Annotated in this window: 17 protein-coding genes; 9 read left to right on the top strand and 8 right to left on the bottom strand. The window is 36.1% G+C overall.

Features of this window, described 5'->3' with window-relative positions:
* The 5 genes from F3J23_RS17545 (at window position 1) to recG (ending at window position 6604) form a co-directional block, all read left to right on the top strand.
* A complete protein-coding gene (locus tag F3J23_RS17545) occupies window positions 1–1755 on the top strand; it encodes a peptide MFS transporter (protein ID WP_167031976.1) in 1755 nt (584 codons plus the stop codon).
* A 59-nt stretch (window positions 1756–1814) separates the two neighbouring features.
* On the top strand, window positions 1815–2216 hold the full coding sequence (locus F3J23_RS17540) for a DUF1016 N-terminal domain-containing protein (protein WP_228455370.1): 402 nt from the start codon (window positions 1815–1817) through the stop codon (window positions 2214–2216).
* Window positions 2217–2266: 50 nt separating this feature from the next.
* A complete protein-coding gene (locus F3J23_RS17535; RefSeq protein WP_167031973.1) occupies window positions 2267–3802 on the top strand; it encodes a peptide MFS transporter in 1536 nt (511 codons plus the stop codon).
* A 41-nt stretch (window positions 3803–3843) separates the two neighbouring features.
* On the top strand, window positions 3844–4377 hold the full coding sequence (locus tag F3J23_RS17530; RefSeq protein WP_167031970.1) for a thioredoxin family protein: 534 nt from the start codon (window positions 3844–3846) through the stop codon (window positions 4375–4377).
* A 139-nt stretch (window positions 4378–4516) separates the two neighbouring features.
* Window positions 4517–6604, top strand: a complete 2088-nt coding sequence (gene recG / locus F3J23_RS17525; protein WP_167031967.1) for an ATP-dependent DNA helicase RecG — start codon at window positions 4517–4519, stop codon at window positions 6602–6604.
* Window positions 6605–7203: 599 nt separating this feature from the next.
* Here the strand turns inward: recG and F3J23_RS17520 are convergent.
* The 4 genes from F3J23_RS17520 to dapA all read right to left on the bottom strand — a co-directional run bounded on the left by F3J23_RS17520 (window position 7204) and on the right by dapA (window position 10023).
* Entirely contained in the window at window positions 7204–7653 is a 450-nt protein-coding gene (locus F3J23_RS17520; RefSeq protein WP_167031964.1) for a response regulator, read from the bottom strand.
* A complete protein-coding gene (locus F3J23_RS17515; RefSeq protein ID WP_167031961.1) occupies window positions 7646–8224 on the bottom strand; it encodes a helix-turn-helix domain-containing protein in 579 nt (192 codons plus the stop codon). Before F3J23_RS17515 ends, F3J23_RS17520 begins: the two co-directional genes overlap by 8 nt.
* A gap of 294 nt (window positions 8225–8518) precedes the next feature.
* Entirely contained in the window at window positions 8519–9022 is a 504-nt protein-coding gene (locus F3J23_RS17510; RefSeq protein ID WP_167031958.1) for a GNAT family N-acetyltransferase, read from the bottom strand.
* Between the two features lie 128 nt (window positions 9023–9150).
* Entirely contained in the window at window positions 9151–10023 is an 873-nt protein-coding gene (gene dapA / locus F3J23_RS17505; protein ID WP_167031955.1) for a 4-hydroxy-tetrahydrodipicolinate synthase, read from the bottom strand.
* Between the two features lie 107 nt (window positions 10024–10130).
* Here dapA and F3J23_RS17500 point away from each other — a divergent pair, with 107 nt between their 5' ends.
* The 4 genes from F3J23_RS17500 to recO are packed head-to-tail and all read left to right on the top strand — an operon-like array spanning window position 10131 to window position 14776.
* Window positions 10131–10889 (top strand): 5'-nucleotidase C-terminal domain-containing protein, encoded by a 759-nt coding sequence (locus F3J23_RS17500; RefSeq protein ID WP_167031952.1) that lies wholly within the window; start codon window positions 10131–10133, stop codon window positions 10887–10889.
* Window positions 10889–11839, top strand: coding sequence for a bifunctional metallophosphatase/5'-nucleotidase (locus F3J23_RS17495; protein WP_167031949.1), 951 nt, complete (start codon window positions 10889–10891; stop codon window positions 11837–11839). Before F3J23_RS17500 ends, F3J23_RS17495 begins: the two co-directional genes overlap by 1 nt.
* Window position 11840: 1 nt before the next feature.
* On the top strand, window positions 11841–14090 hold the full coding sequence (locus F3J23_RS17490; RefSeq protein WP_185156476.1) for a hypothetical protein: 2250 nt from the start codon (window positions 11841–11843) through the stop codon (window positions 14088–14090).
* Window positions 14090–14776, top strand: coding sequence for a DNA repair protein RecO (recO, locus tag F3J23_RS17485; RefSeq protein ID WP_167031946.1), 687 nt, complete (start codon window positions 14090–14092; stop codon window positions 14774–14776). The genes F3J23_RS17490 and recO overlap by 1 nt, the downstream gene beginning before the upstream one ends.
* A 31-nt stretch (window positions 14777–14807) precedes the next feature.
* Here the strand turns inward: recO and F3J23_RS17480 are convergent, their stop codons facing one another.
* The 4 genes from F3J23_RS17480 to F3J23_RS17465 form a co-directional block, all read right to left on the bottom strand.
* Window positions 14808–17471: an MGH1-like glycoside hydrolase domain-containing protein gene (locus tag F3J23_RS17480; protein WP_167031945.1), complete on the bottom strand. Its 2664-nt coding sequence runs from the start codon at window positions 17469–17471 to the stop codon at window positions 14808–14810.
* Window positions 17472–17582: 111 nt separating this feature from the next.
* Window positions 17583–18392: a glucose 1-dehydrogenase gene (locus F3J23_RS17475; protein WP_167031942.1), complete on the bottom strand. Its 810-nt coding sequence runs from the start codon at window positions 18390–18392 to the stop codon at window positions 17583–17585.
* A gap of 73 nt (window positions 18393–18465) precedes the next feature.
* A complete protein-coding gene (locus tag F3J23_RS17470; protein ID WP_167031939.1) occupies window positions 18466–18939 on the bottom strand; it encodes a GNAT family N-acetyltransferase in 474 nt (157 codons plus the stop codon).
* 5 nt (window positions 18940–18944) lie between these two features.
* Window positions 18945–19562, bottom strand: a complete 618-nt coding sequence (locus F3J23_RS17465) for a DUF1684 domain-containing protein (protein WP_167031936.1) — start codon at window positions 19560–19562, stop codon at window positions 18945–18947.
* Window positions 19563–19673: the final 111 nt, after the last annotated feature.

Here is a 19673-nt window from a genome sequence, read left to right as displayed (position 1 = left end):
ATGGATAATATTGAAGCATTGAGTCCGAAACCGGATGAATTTGTAGAGAATAAGAATTCCAGGCATCCTAAAGGATTATGGGTTCTTTTCGGAACAGAAATGTGGGAGCGTTTCAACTTTTATGGGATGAGAGCACTTTTAACGCTCTTCATGGTAAATTCCTTATTAATAAAAGAAGCTGATGCAGCAATCATCTACGGTGGATTCCTGGCTTTATGTTATTTAACCCCTCTTTTGGGAGGATTTATTGCTGATAAATACATAGGAAACAGATTCGCTATCATCATCGGTGGATCATTAATGGCTATTGGCCAGTTTTTATTATTCATCAGTGCCTCAACGTTTTCTGCTGATATCAGTAGTGCCAAACTTATTATGTGGCTGGCTTTATTTGTTATCATTTTCGGTAACGGATTCTTCAAGCCTAACATTTCCTCAATGGTAGGAAGCCTTTATCCTAAGCAGGAAAAATCAAAATTAGACTCTGCTTTCACCATTTTCTATATGGGAATCAACATCGGGGCATTCTTAGGACAGTTTATTTGTCCTTACGTAGGAGACGTAAAAGATGCAACTACCGGTGTAAGAGATATTTTCGCTTTCAAATGGGGATTCCTTGCAGCTTCTATTGCTATGGTAATCGGAACTGTAACATTCTTTATCCTTAAAAATAAATATGTAGTAACTCCGGAAGGAAGACCTATTGGAGGATTACCAAAGAACAATACAAGTGCAGATTTCGAAGAAGGAGAAACACAGTCAGCGAAATTCTCAGGTAAATTCCTTGCTGTTACAGGACTTATCTTTGTTGCTTTATTCTTTGCATTCAGATATCTTCTTGTAGGGGAACTTGGTTTCAATTCAATGGAAATGGGACAGCTGATTAAAGGTATTATCTACCCTTTCATCTATGCAGCAGGTATTTCCTTAGCATTCCTGATCATGACTTCTGCTGAAAATAAAATTGAAAGACAGAGAATTTGGGTAATCTATATCGTTTCTTTCTTCATTATCTTCTTCTGGGCAGCTTTCGAACAGGCAGGTTCTTCGTTAACATTCATCGCGGATAACCAGACGGATAGAAATATTTTAGGATGGAATATGCCTCCTTCAATGGTACAGATCTTCAATGGTATTTTCGTAGTGATTCTTGCAGTTCCGTTCAGTTTGATTTGGGATAAATTAAGAGCAAAAGGAAAAGAGCCCGTATCTCCTTTCAAACAGGCAATGGGATTGGCATTAATTGCTCTTTCGTATTTCATCATCGCTCATAACGTAAAAGATCTGGGAAGTTCAGGTTTATTGGCTATCAAATGGTTAATGCTACTATATTTTATCCAGACTTGTGGTGAGCTTTGTCTTTCCCCAATCGGTTTATCATTGGTAGGTAAATTAGCTCCGAAAAGGTTTGCTTCATTATTATACGGAGTATTCTTTATTTCCAATGCTGCAGGTTATGCATTAGCAGGTTCATTGGGAGCTCTAATCCCTGCTACAGGTGATAAATTCAAAAAAGCTGAAGAAATGGGAATCAATCTTCAGGAAGTTTTAGATAAAAAAGTAACGTTGAATGCAGATCAGGTTGCTGCTTTCGAAAAAGCTCAGTTACCGTTACACAATCCTACATTTGCAGGGTTTGAGATCCATAACTTATTCGAATTCTTTATGGTATTCGTTGTACTTTGTGGTATTGCTTCTGTAATTTTAGGCTTGCTTTCACCTATATTAAAGAAAATGATGCATGGTGTAAACTAGCATTAACAAAATATGAATAAAACCTCTGCTAAGTCAGAGGTTTTTTTTATTTTCGTACGATGGAAATTTCCGAAGATCCTTTATTTCAATCCGTAAAGGAAATTATTAGACAATCGCGCGAAAAGGTTTTTCGAATAGCGAATTCCACACTACTGCTTACATACTGGCAAATGGGAAAACTGATTGTAGAGGATGAGCAACAAGGAAAGGAACGTGCAGAATATGGAAAGTATACGTTAAAGAATCTTTCTCAGAAACTTACTTTAGAGTTTGGAAAAGGGTTTAACGAGAGCAATCTAAGGAATATGTGTTCTTTTTATCATGCATTTCCAATTCGTGACGCACTGCATCACGAATTAAGCTGGTCCCATTATCGGCTGCTTTCCAGTCAGGATGATAAAGTATCTCCCAAAAGAAGAAGAATAAAAACAAATTATCGACCAGGACAGTATCCATTTTGAACTGGATCAAGAAAATAAAAACCCTAATTAAAACTTAATCATATATCATTATGAGCTTAACTTTAGATGAAATACAAAATTTCAAAGGAAAGTATCCCAGACAAATCTGGAGTCTGTTTTTCTCTGAAATGTGGGAACGTTTCTGTTTCTACGGAATGCGCGGAATGCTGGTTTTCTTCATGATCTCACAGCTTAATTTCCATGAAAAAGAAGCCAATCTTCAATACGGAGCCACCCAGGCTTTTGTATATGCCTTTACTTTTGTAGGCGGACTTTTTGCGGATAAAATTTTAGGATTCAGAAAATCCCTTTTCTGGGGCGGCCTTCTGATGATTGTAGGAAGTTTGATTCTTGCTACAGATCCTCATAAGTTCTTTTTCTTAGGAATAGCATTTACCGTAGTGGGAACGGGTTTCTTTAAACCAAATATTTCATCCATGGTAGGACAACTTTATAAACCTAATGATGAAAGGGCTGATGCTGGTTTTTCTCTTTTCTATGCCGGAATTAATCTTGGAGCTTTACTTGGTGGTTACGCCTGTATTTCCATTGGCAAAACTGGATATATAGAGTTAGGGGTAATTCAATTGGGAAAAGGATTAATTCCTGAAAATCTTCAATGGCACGTTGCTTTTGGTTTAGCAGCTGTTGTAATGGTTATAAGTTTAATTAACTTTATTTTTACTCAAAGAAGGTTAGGTCCAATCGGTCTACAACCCGGCCATCCCCTGGCAGAAGTAAAGACAGCTCCGATACCAAAATGGAAAGAATATGGAGTATATGTTCTGTCATTGATTTTTGTGCCTATCATTATGACTATGGTTGCCAAAACAGAATATACAGATTATTTTATGTGGACCATTGGCCCATTAACATTGATTTATCTGTTCTACGAAATGAGCAAAGTAACAGCTTCTGAACGTAAAAAACTTTGGGCAGCGCTGGTTTTCATCATCTTTTCCATTATATTCTGGGGAATTTATGAACAAAGCGGAGGTTCATTAAGTATTTTCGCAGCCAAGAACCTAAATAAAGATCTTTTTGGATTAGATCCGAATGGTGTCAATAACTCAGGAGGTGCTTTCTTTATTATTTTCCTTGCTCCGCTTATCGGTCTTCTTTGGATCTGGCTTAATAAAAGAAAAATTGAACCGAATACCATTATCAAATTCGGGCTGGGATTCATTTTCCTTGGTTTAGGTTACTATGTATTATTTGCAACACGTTTATTTGCAAACCTTCAGGGAATCACTTCTTTGAACTTCTTCACGCTGGCACTTTTAATCATTACCCTTGGAGAATTATGTCTCTCTCCTATCGGTTTATCAATCATGACCAAACTTTCTACGAAAAACCTTCAGGGAATGATGATGGGAATGTGGTTCCTTGCTTCAGCTTATGGACAGTACGTTGCAGGGATTATTGGGGCCAGCCTTGCTACAGCTAAGGAAGGTTCTACCAACTATGATGAATTGATCACTTATACTGATGGATATAAACAATTGGGACTGTATGCTGTAATTGCGGGAGTGGTATTAATTTTGATATCTCCGTACGTGAAAAAATTAATGCAAGATGTAAAATAGGAAATAAGTATTTATGCTTATTTTTACTTAAATATCAAATTATGAAGAAAATTTTAAGCATAACTCTCTTATTTTTATTAAACCTCAGCTTTGCACAGATCAAATGGATGACCATTGAAGAAGCTTTAAAAGCTCAAAAGGAAAGTCCTAAAAAGATTCTTATTGATTTCTATGCAGATTGGTGCGGACCATGCAAAATCATGGACAAAAAAACATACGGACATCCCGTGATTTCCCAGATTTTAAATGAAAACTACTATCCTGTAAAATTCAATGCAGAAGAAAAAAAGAACATAGAGATCTTTGGAAGAACATTTTCAAATCCCAATACTGAACATAAAAAAGGAAGAAATTCTCTACATGAGTTTACCCAATATATGAATGTAGGAGCTGTTCCAAGTACGGTTTTTCTGGATGAGCACGGTGATCCCATCACTATTCTTCAGGGAGAACTTTCTGCCAAGGAATTGGAACCTTACCTGGAGCTGATCTCAAAGGATTTATTTAAAAAAATCCGTACCCGTGAACAATGGGAAGATTATCAGAAAAAGTTCAAATCCAAGATCAAAGAATAACCGAATGCCCGGCGGGGTTTTCAGATACAGAATTCAGACTTCCAATTTTTTTTGGAAGTCTTTTTTATTTTACCGAAATTCGAACCTTCGTTTTTTCATTTAAAATTCGATTCCCGAAAACTCGAACCTCAGATCAAAAATGACGTTAGATACTTCCATAGAATATGTAAAAGGAATAGGTCCCGATAGAGCCAAACTCATCAAAAATGTGTTGGGATTATCCACCGTAGAAGATATGCTGAACTTTTATCCGATCCGGTATCTGGACAAAAGTAAGATCTATACGATATCTCAACTTCATGAGGAAACCAGTCAGGAAATACAACTGAAGGGAAAAATTACCCATGTACAGGAAATTCAAACAGGAAAAACCAAAAGATTAACGGCAAAATTCAATGATGAAACCGGCAGCATGGATCTGGTCTGGTTCCAGTATTCAAAATGGCTGAAAGAACAGCTTCCTATTAACCGTGAAGTTTATATTTTTGGAAAGATCAATGTTTTCAACCGACAGTTTTCTATGCCGCATCCGGAAATTGAAGCTGAGGAAAAGAAAGAAGGAGACACCCGTTTGAAACCGATTTACCCAAGTTCTGAAAAATTAACTAAAAGAGGATTAAATCAGCGTTTTTTTCAGAATGCTTTAAGAAATATCTGCAAAGAAATCCCGAATCTTATAGAAGAAAACTTCCCGGAATACCTGATGAAGACCTTCAAATTCATGTCAAGACAGCATGCTTTTCTGAACGTCCATTTTCCAAAAGACATGGAACATTTTGATAAAGCTGATTATAGGCTGAAATTTGAAGAGTCATTCTTTTTTCAATTGGGTTATGGCTTAAAGAAACTCCATCATAAAACACAGTCTTATGGCAATCCCTTCCCTATTATTGGTGATCACTTCAATGGATTTTATGAAAATCATCTTCCTTTTGAGCTTACCAATGCTCAGAAAAGGGTTTTAAAGGAAATTCGTATGGATATGAAGAAGCCCATCCAAATGAACAGGCTTCTGCAGGGAGATGTAGGTTCAGGTAAAACAATGGTTGGATTACTGACGATGCTTATTGCTATGGACAACGGATTTCAGAGCTGTATGATGGCACCAACGGAAATTCTTGCCCAGCAGCATTATAACGGGATTAAAGAACTTTTAGAGCACACAGAAATCAATGTCCGACTTCTCACCGGCTCTACCAAAGCAGCGGAGAGAAGAATCATTCATGAAGAACTTGAAAATGGTACACTTTCCATTTTAGTAGGAACCCATGCTGTTTTGGAGGATAAAGTAAAATTTAAAAATCTGGGATTAGCAATTATTGACGAGCAGCATAGATTTGGTGTGGCTCAAAGAGCTAAACTCTGGGCTAAGAATAAAATTCCGCCGCATATTCTGGTGATGACTGCAACCCCTATTCCAAGAACGCTAGCGATGAGCTTTTACTCTGACCTTGATGTTTCTGTAATTGATGAAATGCCGGTGGGAAGAAAGCCTATTATAACGGCTCACAGACGTGAGAAAGACAGGCTTTACGTTTATAATTTCTGTAAGGATGAAATAACGAAAGGGCGGCAGGTTTATTTTGTATATCCACTTATTGAAGAATCTGAAACTTTAGATTATAAAAATCTGATGGAAGGCCTTGAGCATGTTATGGATTACTTTTCTGAATATAATGTAACCATGCTTCACGGAAAAATGAAACCGGATGAAAAGGATGCTGCAATGGCTTATTTTGCTTCGGGAAAAGCTGAAATTATGGTAGCAACTACGGTCATTGAAGTAGGAGTAAATGTTCCTAATGCTTCAGTTATGGTTATTGAAAGTTCCGAAAGGTTTGGCCTTTCACAGCTGCATCAGCTTAGAGGACGTGTGGGAAGAGGTGCAGAACAGAGCTATTGTATTCTGATGACCTCAGATAAACTCTCTAAGGAAAGCAGAACCCGTATCAAAACGATGACCGAAACCAATGATGGTTTCAAAATTTCTGAAGTTGATATGCAGCTTCGTGGTCCCGGTGATATTCTGGGTACCCAGCAAAGTGGTGTAGTAGATTTCAAAAGACTGGATCTGATTAATGATTCAAAGATTATTAAAACGACAAAAAATACAGTGGAAAAAATTCTGGAAGCTGATCCTATGCTATCCAGACCAGACAATCTGATTATTAAAAACTATTATATCAGATACTATAAAGGGAAAAACAAATGGAGTAAAATATCATAAAAAAACCGCAGAAAGATTTTTCCTGCGGCCCCCTTATAAAACTGTTATTTAGAAGAAATTACTTTGTAATCTGGTGAAAAAATTTATTTTAATAGTTTAGGCTTATTAATATTTTGTGATGTGGTGTGAAAATATCTATATTTTAAATAAGTTAAAAGCCATAACTATTAAAATAAATTATAAAAACAAAATGAATTATTTTTCCAACTTGCTTATTATAAAAACTAACTGTGTACAGATGGAGATGAGGGAATGAAACGAATAAAAATATCTCCAGCTGCTTTAAGTTTTCATGATTGTACCGTTTTGTTTAAAGATCTTCTATGCTTTAAAATTGGAAATTAATATAATTCATTTTGTTACTAACATCGTGATTTATATAAATTTTGTTTTTTAGAAACAATTACTTCTCATTCATCTGCCTCTTTTTCTATATAGTCAAATTTGTGTCTGAGTTTATATTTACAAATGTCAGAATATTAATTGTTATCCTTTTTATATTATTTTAACATTTAGTTATAAAATTTTCACTTATTTGTGAATAGTATGCAACAAATATAATTTATGACTGAAATAAATAAAGACATAAAGCTGCTTATTTATAATACTTTAAGAATAAAATTCTCTTTATTTAATCCGGAAGTATGATACTGCCAGTTAATGGTGATTACATCGGTAAGCACCTTCTTCAGCCCTTCAAAAGAATCAGGTTTCTTTATAAAAATATTAGCTCCTTTTACAAAGATATCCTCAACCTCACATTCCTGAATCGGATCAGAATAAATGGCTGTCACCATATTGCTGAATTTCTGATCAGATTTAATTTCTGCCAGGCATTCCATGCCGTCTTTCCCGGCGAGCGTATATGCAATAAAAATAATTTCAGGAACTACAGCATCATTGTTGCTTATATATTCCATCAAATCTTTTCCGTTACTGAAACATTGAACTTTTATAGAGATCTTTAGCTCTTTTAAGATATTTTTAAAAAAAATCAATGTATTTTCATCGTTATCTGCTACTATTACGTTCAGAAATTCTCTATTCATACTGCATTTTAGCGTTTGTTACTGTGCTTTGGGCTCTTCTTCTTCCTATAATTTTTTGAAATTGGGAGGGGGTGATCCCCGTTGTATTTTTGAACTGGGTACTTAGATGTGCCACACTGGAATAATTCAGTTTATGGGCAATTTCTGTCAGACTTTGCTTATTTCTTATGATCAGTGCCTTTGCATGTTCTATTTTCTGTAGAATAATAAAATTCTCAATGGAAGTAAAGGCAACTTCAGAAAACAGATTTGAAAGATATCCATAACTGTGATTTAGTTTTTCTGAGATATAGATGGATGCTTTCACAGGAATAATCTCATCAGAAAAGACAAGCTCTACAATGGCATCTTTAATTTTCTGTACTAAAGCCGTTTTCTGGCTTTCTATAATTTCGATACCATAATCTTCAAGATTCTTCTTAAAAAGGCTGTGCTGTTCCTGCGTAAGAGGCTCATAAAATTCTACCTCACCGAAGTTCAGCAAGCGGTATTTCAACCCATGCTCTTTAAGCTTCTCGTCCAATACCTTTTTACAAAGGGCATTGAAATCAAATTTAACGTACATTTTCATCCTAGTATAAATAAAGCCAATTTTTTAGTAAATATAATAATTTATTTCATTTAAAAGTGAAATAGAAATATATTTTTTTAACTTTGCACATATACGAAAAAACTCCTGCATTAAAGAATACAGGAATTTAAACACTAAGGATGAAAAAAATATACTGATAAAAAGCTGATTCAGCTCAAAACCAAGCATATGAATGTATTGTTATAAGTGATTTGGTTCTGAAGCAAAGATGAACCAAAAAAAGAAGTCACTTGTTATAGAATTATAAGATAAAGTTACAAAATTTTAAGTCATTTATTTGTGAATTAGAAATTCCATCATATAATCATCCATTACAAAACCGTTTCCAATATCAAAAACGCCTTCCCCATAAACTCTGTATCCTTGGGACTCATAGAAGTTCCTGGCAGAATTATATTTGTTGACATTCAGAATAATTCGGTCATTCCCGTTTTCAGAAACTTTTTCATTCAGGAATAAAAGTGCTTCTTTACCAAAACCTTTTCCTTTACTTTCCGGAACTAAATAAATGCGGTGAAGTTTTGTAGTAAGATTTTCATAATTATGCTGATAACCAATAAAACCATCATATAAGCCCGTAGTTTCATCCTGAATTAAGTAATAATGATAATCAGGATTCAGAAGATGGCTTTTAATCTCAGTTTCAGAATACATTTCCGAAAGCATATAGTCCATCTGATCAACCGAAAGTATTTCTGCATATGCATTTTCCCATGACCTTCTGGCCAAATCCTGAATTAAAGGAATGTCCTTTTCTGTAGCTTGTGTTAATTTCATATTATATTGTATTTTGATTAAAAAAAGTGAAAAGCCGGAGCCTTTCACCTTTATATTTCCAATTATTAATTGTCAATTTTGTGCTGTAATGAAAATGTAAACTTACAGCCAGCTTAAATTTAACATTTTTAGATATTGCTCATTTCAGCTTTAATTTTTGCATAAAGCCCTTCTGAAGCTGCCACCAATGGAAGTCTTAAATAGTTTTTAATGATTCCTTTTTCAGCTAAAATCACTTTAATCCCGCAAGGGTTTCCTTCTGCAAAGATCAGACGGGTGATATCTACCAACTTATTGTGGATCTCATAAGCCTCTTTCACTTTACCATCAAAAGCAAGCTGTACCATAGTTGAGAACTCTTTAGGATACGCCTGTCCAATCACAGAAATTACACCTTGTCCTCCCGCCAGCGTTACAGGCAGTGTATATTCATCATCTCCGGAAACCAAAGAAAAGCCTTCAGGTTTCTTTCTAAGAATATCAAAATATTGTAGAATATTCGGTGCTGCTTCTTTGATCATAAATAAATTCGGGAATTCTTTTGCAAGACGAATTGTAGTATCTGCTTCCACATTCTGACCGGTTCTTGAAGGAACATTATAAATGATAATATTTTTTCCTGTGGAAGCCAAAGCCTTATAATGCTGATAAAGCCCTTCCTGATTAGGTTTGTTATAATATGGAGATACGGAAAGTACTGCTTCAAATGCAGAAAGATCTGCTTCTTCTATCTGTTTCTTGACATCCAGAGTATTGTTGCCGCCAATTCCTAATACCAAAGGAAGGCGTTTATTATTTACCTTAATGATATGCTCAATTACCTGTTTCTTCTCCTCTTCAGAAAGCGTTGCGGCTTCTGCCGTAGTTCCCAACACTACCAAATAATTGGTTCCGTTCTCAATATTAAATTCGACAAGTTTTGTTAAACTTTCGAAGTCAACGGATAAATCTTCATTAAAGGGCGTCACCAAAGCAACACCTACTCCTTTTAAAATGCTCATCTGTTCGAATTATTTTTGCCAAATTTAATCATTTACAATAAGAATTTATAATAAATAATAATGTTTTATTATACATATAGTTATATTTGCATATACTAAAAGATATTATGAAAAATAAATTCTTGTTACTAGGAATTGCTCTGGCATCTCTTACAGCATGCAAAACGGTTTCCGCACCGTCGCTTGTGAATGTAAAGACCCAGAAAAATATTTCTATTAATAACGAGCTTAAGAATGATGAGGCATTTGTAAAAGTTATTGAACCTTATAAGCAAAAACTTGATAAGGAAATGAACCAGAAGATCTCGCATACCAGTGTAGATCTTACGAAACAAGGTAATAACAGCAATCTGGGAAATCTTTTAGCGGATTATACATTTGAGGGAGGCAATGACTGGCTACAAGCTCATCTTAAACAGAATGCAGATGCCGCATTGATCAATATCGGGGGAATCCGTACTACTATCGGAAAGGGAGATATTTTTCTTAAAAATCTTTTTGAAGTAATGCCTTTCGAAAACGAATTGATTATTGTAAAAATGAAAGGTACTGATCTGCAGGCACTTTTTGATTATTATGCAAAAACTCAGGTTAATAATCCGGTTTCACATTTATATATTGAAACAAAAAACGGACAGTTATCTAAATCTTTAATTAATGGAAAAACACCTGAGCCGAACAAAGACTATTATATTGCCACATCAGATTATCTTGCCCTGGGAGGCGACAATATGAAATTCTTTGCAAAAGGAGAAGCAATCCCGACAGGTGTAAAGCTCAGAGATTTATATATTGAATATTTCAAAAAAAATCCTGAGATAGTTCCCGCTACAGATGTTCGTTTAAATTTTATCGGTAAGAAATAATGGATAGAAAAAGTTTTTTAAAGGCAATAGGAGGTGGATCTTTAGCAATGGCTTTAGCTCCCAATATGATGATGGCGGAAGAATTAAACGTTCTGAAATTAAAATCCGCAAACAAACTGACTATTCTTCATACCAATGATCAGCATAGCAGAATAGAACCTTTTGATGCCAGCTATACAAGGAATCCCAATCAGGGAGGATTTGCAAGAAGAGCAAGCCTGATTCAGCAGATCAGAAATCAGGAGAACAATGTATTACTGCTTGATTCAGGTGATATTTTCCAGGGAACACCCTATTTTAACTTCTTTGGAGGAGAACTGGAATTTAAATTAATGTCTATGATGAAGTATGATGCCTCTACCATGGGTAATCATGATTTTGATAACGGACTGGAAGGATTTTTAAAGGTACTTCCAAATGCAGAATTTCCTTTTATCTGCTCTAATTATGATTTCAAAAACACAATTCTGGACGGAAAAACTTCTCAGTATAAAATCTTTAATAAGAATGGAATCAAAGTGGGAATTTTCGGGGTTGGAATTCAGCTGGATGGCCTTGTAGGCAAAAAACAGTATGGAGAAACCGTTTACTCTAACCCGATTGATGTAGCTCAGCATTATTCCAATTTCCTTAAAAAGGATCAGCAATGTGATCTTGTTATTTGTTTATCCCATATAGGTTACGACTATAAAGATGAACCTAATAAAATAAGTGATAAAATTTTAGCGGCCAACACAGAGAATATTGATATAATTCTGGGAGGTCATACTCATACATTCTTACCAGAACCTCAGTCTTATACCAACAGACAGGGCAAAAATGTACTTGTTAACCAGGTTGGATGGGCAGGTCTTCTTTTAGGTAGAATAGATTTTTATTTTGATACAAACAAAAACGTACAGCATATCTCCTGGAACAATCAGGTAATAGACAGCAGCATAACCGCATAATATGAAAAAACTTTCTATAATTTCTCTTGGTATTTTAGCCTCCCTGCAATTTATAAAAGCTCAGGTCATTTCTTCAAAAAGGTGGGCAGATCTTTTTTCCTACAATAATGTCTTTGCTATGAAAGAAGACAATGGAAAAATAATTGCAGCCACAGAAAACGGAATATTCTACTATACAATAGCAACAGGAGAAATTACGAAGTTATCCAAAGCCAACGGTCTGCATAATACCGGAATAACCGCTTTTGATTATAATCCTCAGACCAAAATAGGTCTTATCGGTTATGATAACGGTTCTATGGATATCATTACACCGCAGGAAATCAAATATATTGTTGATATTCCTATTGCTACCGGCTATAATGGAAACAAAAAGATCAATCATATCTCTATTACAGGAGACCAGGCGGTTATTTCCGTAGGATATGGGCTTTCTATCTTTAACCTTAAAAAGAAAGAATTTGGAGATTCCACGTTCTTTTTAAGTGGAGGAGTATATCAGGCGAGCAACGAAGCTACTATATTTGGAAATAAGGTATATTCTGTAACCAACACCGGCTTAAAAAGCCATGAAATGAATACTACTTTCCCGGTATATTCTACTTGGACAACTGAGATTCCCGGGGCATTCAAACATGTAGATTCTGAATCCGAACTTGTTTTTTCAACAGCTACAGCTGCATTTATATATAATAACGGTACGCCTATACAACTTCCAACATCTTTCGGAAATATCCGGGATGTTGTCATTACCCCCAGCAACATTATTGTAACGGACAACAGAGTTTATACTTATGGTGTAAACGGGGTATCACAAAACTCAATAAGTCTTGGTGAGGAATGCAACACAGCGATAACAGCCAGTGGAAAAATTCTTGGCGGAACTGTATTATCCGGAATAAAAGACGAAAGTAATAATACATATAAACCATCCGGGCCTTATATGAATATTGCTTATAATATTAACCTGTTTGACAATAATCAATTACTGGTTTCCACCGGAGCCAGAGCCAATAATTATAATGAACCTGCTATCAACCCCAAAAAGCCAGGCTTCTATTATTTTAACGGAACAGAATGGATTTATCCTTCTTATTTTGTGAATAATCCAAAATCTATAAATATCCTGGATGCCACAATAAATCCCTATGATCACAACGAAATATTCTTTACCAATTATACAATGTTCGATAATGGTGTCTATAGGATGAAATATAATACTACGAGCAAAGATTTTGATTTTGTAAAGTATTACAACCTTGGCGCACAACCTTATTACAGACGTCCTGTGGGTTTTGCAACAGATCCTCAGAACAACCTTTTTGTATCTTTCGGATTTAATGACGGAAACCCTTCTATAGGAATCTATGATAAAGCTTCTGACGATTTTATCATAAAAAAATATGTTATTGCCAGTGATGGTGTACAGAAGCCTGTTTTCTATGAAAATATGTTATGGACACCCCTGCCAAGATCTGCCAACTTCTGGGTGTATGATTATAAAAACCCAACCAATCTTTCCGATGATAGCGATTATATCCTTTCTGAATCTAATGGTCTTTCAGGTGGAGGTATCTTATCTGTTGCATTTGACAAATCCGGAGATGCCTGGATCGGGACAGACGGAGGCTTAAGAGTAATGTCCAATGCAGCATCAGAAATAAAAACGGCTCATCCCAAACTAGAGCCAATTGTAATAGAACAAAATGGGTTGGGTGAAGAACTCTTCAGGGAATCTGCAGTTCTTCAGATCGCAGTGGATGGCGGAGACAATAAATGGGTATCTATTGACGGAGGTGGTGTATACTATCTCTCTTCTGATGGCCAGAAAACCATCAGACACTTCACCAAAGAAAACTCCCCTCTTCCCACCAATAGTATTACGGATATTAAGATCGATAAGAAAACAGGAAAAGTATATTTTGTCACTTACAATGGCATTGTAACATACCAGTCAGATGTTACTGATGTAACTTCCAATTTCGGGGATGTACTGGTGTATCCTAACCCGGTTGTCTATTCTAACTTTAAAGGAAAAGTTACCATAAAAGGATTGGCCGAAAAGACCAACATCAGAATTGTGGACGCTGCAGGAAATGTAGTACATTCAGCTGTGGCAAGAGGCGGTTATTATGAATGGGATCTCAATAACCAGAAAGGAACAAGAGTAGCATCTGGAATTTATTTTGTTCTGATGACTAATGAAGACGGATCGGATAAAGCTACAGCCAAAATAGGAGTGGTTAATTAATGAATTCACAAAACGGTTTTTTACTTTCTTTTATAAAATATGGAGAAAATGATGCTGTCTTGCATTGTTTTACCGAAGAAGAGGGGTTTCAGAGCTATTTCCTTAAAGGAATTTACTCCAAAAGGAATAAGAAAAAAGCCCTGCTGCAGCCATTAAACAAGCTTAATTTTTCATTAAGCCATGCCAGAGGTAATGGGATACAATCAGTTTCAAAGTTTGAACTGGTCAAGAACAATGATATCTATACTGACATAAAGGTCAACACCATTATATTTTTTATATCTGATTTTTTGAATCAGATTCTAAAGTATGAGGATAAGAATATTCCGATTTTCTCAGGCATCGATGATTTTATTTATGAACTAACCCACAAAAACTATCAGGCTCATCTGCTTTTTCTGCTTGCTGTTTTAAAAATCCAGGGAGTTGCTCCGCTATTAAGTGACGGAAGTTTTTTAGATCCGGAAACGGGTACTTTTTCCAAAGGTATCACTCACCAGCTGTTCAATGAAGAAATTTCCCTATTATGGAAAGAAGCGCTATGTGCAGACCATTTTTATGTCACAAAAATCCCATCCTCTTTAAGAAAGGACTTTCTGGACAGCCTTTTGGTGTATTATCACTATCATATCACAGATTTCAAAACACCTGCATCACTTGAAATTATACAACAGATATTCGAATAATTAAAGAGACAGGGAAAACTGCGTTTATGCATTAGCTTTCTTTATTTATATCTTCAGGCATTTCGGTTTCAGATTCTGCTATTTCTTTTTTGGAAAATCTGGGCTGCAGAATTTTTGCGATAAGCCCTGTCCAGCCGGTCTGATGTGAAGCTCCTACTCCACGGCCGTTGTCACCATGGAAATACTCATAGAACAGGATATAGTCCTTAAAATCAGGGTCTGTCTGGAATCTTTCATATTGACCATGCACCGGGCGCTTCCCATTCTCTCCTTTTAGAAATATCTTTGCAAGCCTTTTATTCAAAGAATCGGCAATCTGATCCAGGTTTGAATAATTTCCGCTTCCTGTAGGATATTCCACCAAGAAATCTGGGCTGTAGTAGAAGAAAAACCGTTGAAGACTATCAATAATCAGAAAATTAATAGGAAACCATACCGGTCCGCGCCAGTTGCTGTTCCCACCGAAAAGCCCGCTGTCACTTTCTGCAGGTGTATATTTTACGCTATAATCAGTATCGTTCAAATTTAAGGTATATGGATTATTTTCATATTCTTTGGAAAGAGCCCGCACCCCATACTCACTTAAAAACTCATTGGGATTCAGCATTCTGCTTAATAATCTTTTTAAGCGATGCCCCCGAAGTAAAGATAAAAGATGCTTTGAATCCTGTCCTTTAACTTCCCATCTTGAAACCAGAGAGGCCAGTTCGGGTTTATTCTCCAGTACCCATTTCATTCTTTTCTTGAAGTTGGGCAGATTTTCAATCATTTCATCGTCTATTACCTCAACGGCAAACATCGGGATCAGTCCAACGATAGTTCTTAGCCTTAAATACATGTGTGTCCCGTCATTGGAAGCGATGGCATCATAAAAGAATTCATCCTCTTCATCCCACAGACTGAAATTTTCGTCACCCATATTATCCAGAGAATTGGCAATCGCCAGAAAGTGTTCAAAAAACTTCATTGCCATTTCTTCATATACATTATTGTATAGTGCCAATTCTAAAGCAATCCGCATCATATTCAAAGCAAACATGGCCATCCAGCTTGTACCATCCGACTGCTCCAGCTGTTCTCCGTTCGGAAGAACTGAATTTCTGTCGAAAACACCAATATTATCAAGCCCTAAGAAACCTCCTTCAAAAATATTATTACCATTAAGGTCTTTTTTATTCACCCACCAGGTAAAATTCATCAGTAATTTTTGAAAAGCACTCTCCAGAAATTCCAGATCAGGCTTATCTCTTAAGTATTCATCAATTTTAAATACCCTGAAAACAGCCCACGCATGTACCGGGGGATTTACGTCACTTAAATTCCATTCATAAGCGGGAAGCTGCCCATTGGGATGCATGTACCATTCAAACAGGAAAAGTTTTAACTGATGTTTTGCAAAATCCGGATCAATCAGTGAGAAACTGATGGTATGGAAAGCCAGATCCCAGGTTGCATACCAGGGATACTCCCATTTATCGGGCATTGAGATGATATGTTCATTGTTAAGATGCTTCCAGTCGTAGTTTCTTATTTTTTCTCTGGATTTAGGTGGTGGCATTTCCGCAGGATCACCTTTCAGCCATTTTTCAACATTATAATGATAGTACATTTTATTCCAAAGCATTCCTGCAAATGCTTGTCTTTGCACCAGTTTTTCATCCTCTGACGATATTCCTTTCTGGATTTCAGCATAAAATTCATCTGCTTCGTTCTGCCTTTGTTTGAAAAGAGCATCAAAATCATTGAAAGGTTCTCTTACCTCTTTATCAGATATTCTGAATTCAAATATTTTGGATTCTTTACCTTTAAAATCTTCATCAATAAAAAAAGCCGCTTTGGTTCCAATATTCTTAGGATTTACAGACTGCGAGTTTCCCGTCATCACAAAATTATTAATCCCGTCTTTACAATACCTGGCTTCATTGGACGATTGATAAAGTCTTTCGTTATTCGTTTCATTATTACAAAACAGGGTTTTTAAAGATTGTTTTGCATAAATATTCTTTATCTCAAGATCCTGATGGCTGACTTTAATTCTGTTTGCTTCTTCTGCATGTAACTGTGGTTTATAATCATCATACCCCCAGTTCCAGGTATTTCTGAACCAGACGGTAGGTAATATTACAAGAGAAACTTCATTTTCAGATTTATTGATAACTGTTACTCTGATTAAAATATCATTCTGGCTTTCTTTCGCATACTCGATAAAGATGTCAAAATATTCATTGGTATCAAAAATTCCCGTGTCAATGAGCTCATATTCCGGCTCATTTTTATTTCTTTCCGCATTTATTCTTATCAATTCTTCATAAGGAAAGGCATTTTGGGGATACTTGTACAACATTTTCATGTAAGAATGCGTGGGTGTAGAATCCAGATAATAAAAGTATTCCTTCACATCTTCACCATGATTTCCTTGCCCGTTCGTAAGCCCGAAGAAACGTTCCTTCACCATTTTATCTTTCTTATTCCAGAATCCCAGGGAAAAGACCATCTTCTGAAGATCGTCACAGATTCCACAGATTCCCTCTTCCCCCCAGCGGTATGTTTTGGCTTCTGCGGTATCATGGCTGGTATAATTCCAAGCATCTCCGTTTTCGCTGTAATCCTCTCGCACAAGTCCCCATTCCCGGTTACTTACGTATGGTCCCCATTTTTTCCATGAGATATCCGGAACTCTTTGTTTTTCTGACATAAGCATTTTTTTATGAGTGATGAGCAATTAGTAATGAAAACTGTTTGATTTGAAAATTGTAAAGTGCTATGATACACTAAATGTTTATCATTTTTCAATTTCCATGTTCAGCTATCCTCCTGTTGAAAAACTTTCAAACGTAGTCATTCCTCCATCAATAAAGATGCTGGTTCCGGTAATATAATCTGCAAGATCACTGGCAAGAAATACAGCAAGGTTTCCGATATCCTGCGGCTGGCCGATTCTGTTATAGGGAATCAGGGTGAGAAGTGAATTGAGCGCTTCCGGTGTGTTCCATGCGTTTTGATTAATAGGCGTCTGAATGGCTCCCGGACAAATGGAGTTAACACGGATTCTATCTGCTCCATATTCCTGAGCAAGAGTCTGCATCAGCATCCTGATAGCTCCTTTACTGGCCGCATAATTAGCATGCCCTGCCCATGGAATAATTTCATGCACAGAACTGATATGAATAATCTTTCCGCATGCAATAGAACGTGAAGGATCTATTCCCCGGCGTAAAAATTCTTTAATAGCTTCTCTTGCGCATAGAAACTGTCCTGTGAGATTGACTCCGATCACGGCATTCCATTGGTCTAAAGTCATCTCCGTAAATTTAGCATCTTTTTGAATACCAGCGTTATTCACCAGAATATCTACCGTCTGAAACTCGGAAACTACATCCTGGAACATTTTAACCACCTGATCTTCTTTGGAGACATCACACTGATAAGTTATTCCTTTTCCGCCTGCATCGGTTATTTCTTTCAAAACAGCTTTCGCTTCTTCCTGAGATCTTTCTGAAGAGTGATTGACAATAACGACAGCACCTGCCGCTCCTAAAGACTTTGCAATGCCTGAACCGATTCCGCTGGAGGCTCCTGTAACCACAGCAACCTGATTATGAAGTGATATTTCCATTTTCTATAATTTGATGTTACTCAAAGTTATGGAAAGAAATCAGCAGATAAAAAATTATGATTTTAAAATTTTATTAAAGTTTTTTGTACATCAGATATTGAGGTCCACTTCTTCCGATTCTGGTTTTCCCCTCATAAAGGTATCCGGCCTTAAGATAAATATGGTAAGCAGAATCATTTTTCTGATTGACAGCCAGCACAATTTCATCACAGCTTTTGAAGTGATTTCTTATAAAATCATCAAGCTTCAGCATCGCAGTTTTTCCAATTCCTTTTCCCTGTAATTGAGGATTAACAGATAGAGAGCGTACCAATACAGAATCTTTATTATCTGTAAGTTCAAATTTATCATTTCCAAAATCCAGAACAAAAAAACCGGCAGGTGAACCTTCTTCAAATATAGTAACAGGAAATGCATCCGAATCGTCTCTTTTGCTTATATTCATTAATGCATGCTGAACAGTTGCAGTGAAACGCATCTGATCTTCGTCCAGCGTGTAACTTAATCCGGCAAGTTCTTCGGGCTTAAAAAACTCTAAATGTACCATAAATATTAGTGATGATAGACATCTTCATACATTACTCCCGCACGAATCTCCACCGGAAGTTTATTTTCTTCAGGAACAATCGGGCAGTTATAATCATACGCATTATATGCGCAGTACGGCTGATAGGACTGGTTAAAATCCAGTAGAATGGTATTTCCTTTCGGAATTTTCAGATCCATATATTTTCCGCCGCCGTAGGTCTCCTTTTCATTGGTAGCATCACGGAAAGGAAGAAAAAGATAATCTTTGTATTTCGGTTGTTTAATAAGGGCAAGACTTTGATAGAGTGATACGGTATAAGGCTTTCCATCCAGTGTAAAGGTTGCTTTTCCATATTCCTGATAAGATTTTGTTTTTCCTGAAGAAGTAGGAAGTTCAAAAGGTTGTGTATCTTTTGATCTCTCAAATTTTGCAGTCACTCTGTATTTCTTATCAAACGGAAAGAAAGGATGCTTTTTGAAGTTTTTAAAATTATCTCCTCTTAGCGGAGTTTCTTTCGGATTAAGATATTCAGCATCGAGTTCTTGTTGAAATTTCTGTACTTCCAGCTCTTCTTTTGAAATCTTTTTTTGAGAAAACATCCACAATGGAAGCATTAGAAAGAACAATATATATTTTTTCATACGTTTAAAATTATAAGTAAAACTATGAATTTTAAGAGCAACAAAAGTTAAAATTCTGATAAAAAAAGTATAATCTGTTTTAAATACTATTAATTTCTGTTCATCTAGCAT

It is taken from the genome of Chryseobacterium sp. Tr-659, assembly GCF_011752975.1.
Taxonomy (GTDB): Bacteria; Bacteroidota; Bacteroidia; order Flavobacteriales; family Weeksellaceae; genus Chryseobacterium.
This window is presented reverse-complemented; position numbering and strand designations above follow the sequence as displayed.

What these genes read in the sequence shown, in the direction of transcription:
- F3J23_RS17545 (WP_167031976.1), top strand. Translation starts at nt 1, where the DNA reads ATGGATAATATTGAAGCATTGAGTCCGAAACCGGATGAATTTGTAGAG.
- F3J23_RS17540 (WP_228455370.1), top strand. Translation starts at nt 1,815, where the DNA reads ATGGAAATTTCCGAAGATCCTTTATTTCAATCCGTAAAGGAAATTATT.
- F3J23_RS17535 (WP_167031973.1), top strand. Translation starts at nt 2,267, where the DNA reads ATGAGCTTAACTTTAGATGAAATACAAAATTTCAAAGGAAAGTATCCC.
- F3J23_RS17530 (WP_167031970.1), top strand. Translation starts at nt 3,844, where the DNA reads ATGAAGAAAATTTTAAGCATAACTCTCTTATTTTTATTAAACCTCAGC.
- recG (WP_167031967.1), top strand. Translation starts at nt 4,517, where the DNA reads ATGACGTTAGATACTTCCATAGAATATGTAAAAGGAATAGGTCCCGAT.
- F3J23_RS17520 (WP_167031964.1), bottom strand. Translation starts at nt 7,653, where the DNA reads ATGAATAGAGAATTTCTGAACGTAATAGTAGCAGATAACGATGAAAAT.
- F3J23_RS17515 (WP_167031961.1), bottom strand. Translation starts at nt 8,224, where the DNA reads ATGAAAATGTACGTTAAATTTGATTTCAATGCCCTTTGTAAAAAGGTA.
- F3J23_RS17510 (WP_167031958.1), bottom strand. Translation starts at nt 9,022, where the DNA reads ATGAAATTAACACAAGCTACAGAAAAGGACATTCCTTTAATTCAGGAT.
- dapA (WP_167031955.1), bottom strand. Translation starts at nt 10,023, where the DNA reads ATGAGCATTTTAAAAGGAGTAGGTGTTGCTTTGGTGACGCCCTTTAAT.
- F3J23_RS17500 (WP_167031952.1), top strand. Translation starts at nt 10,131, where the DNA reads ATGAAAAATAAATTCTTGTTACTAGGAATTGCTCTGGCATCTCTTACA.
- F3J23_RS17495 (WP_167031949.1), top strand. Translation starts at nt 10,889, where the DNA reads ATGGATAGAAAAAGTTTTTTAAAGGCAATAGGAGGTGGATCTTTAGCA.
- F3J23_RS17490 (WP_185156476.1), top strand. Translation starts at nt 11,841, where the DNA reads ATGAAAAAACTTTCTATAATTTCTCTTGGTATTTTAGCCTCCCTGCAA.
- recO (WP_167031946.1), top strand. Translation starts at nt 14,090, where the DNA reads ATGAATTCACAAAACGGTTTTTTACTTTCTTTTATAAAATATGGAGAA.
- F3J23_RS17480 (WP_167031945.1), bottom strand. Translation starts at nt 17,471, where the DNA reads ATGTCAGAAAAACAAAGAGTTCCGGATATCTCATGGAAAAAATGGGGA.
- F3J23_RS17475 (WP_167031942.1), bottom strand. Translation starts at nt 18,392, where the DNA reads ATGGAAATATCACTTCATAATCAGGTTGCTGTGGTTACAGGAGCCTCC.
- F3J23_RS17470 (WP_167031939.1), bottom strand. Translation starts at nt 18,939, where the DNA reads ATGGTACATTTAGAGTTTTTTAAGCCCGAAGAACTTGCCGGATTAAGT.
- F3J23_RS17465 (WP_167031936.1), bottom strand. Translation starts at nt 19,562, where the DNA reads ATGAAAAAATATATATTGTTCTTTCTAATGCTTCCATTGTGGATGTTT.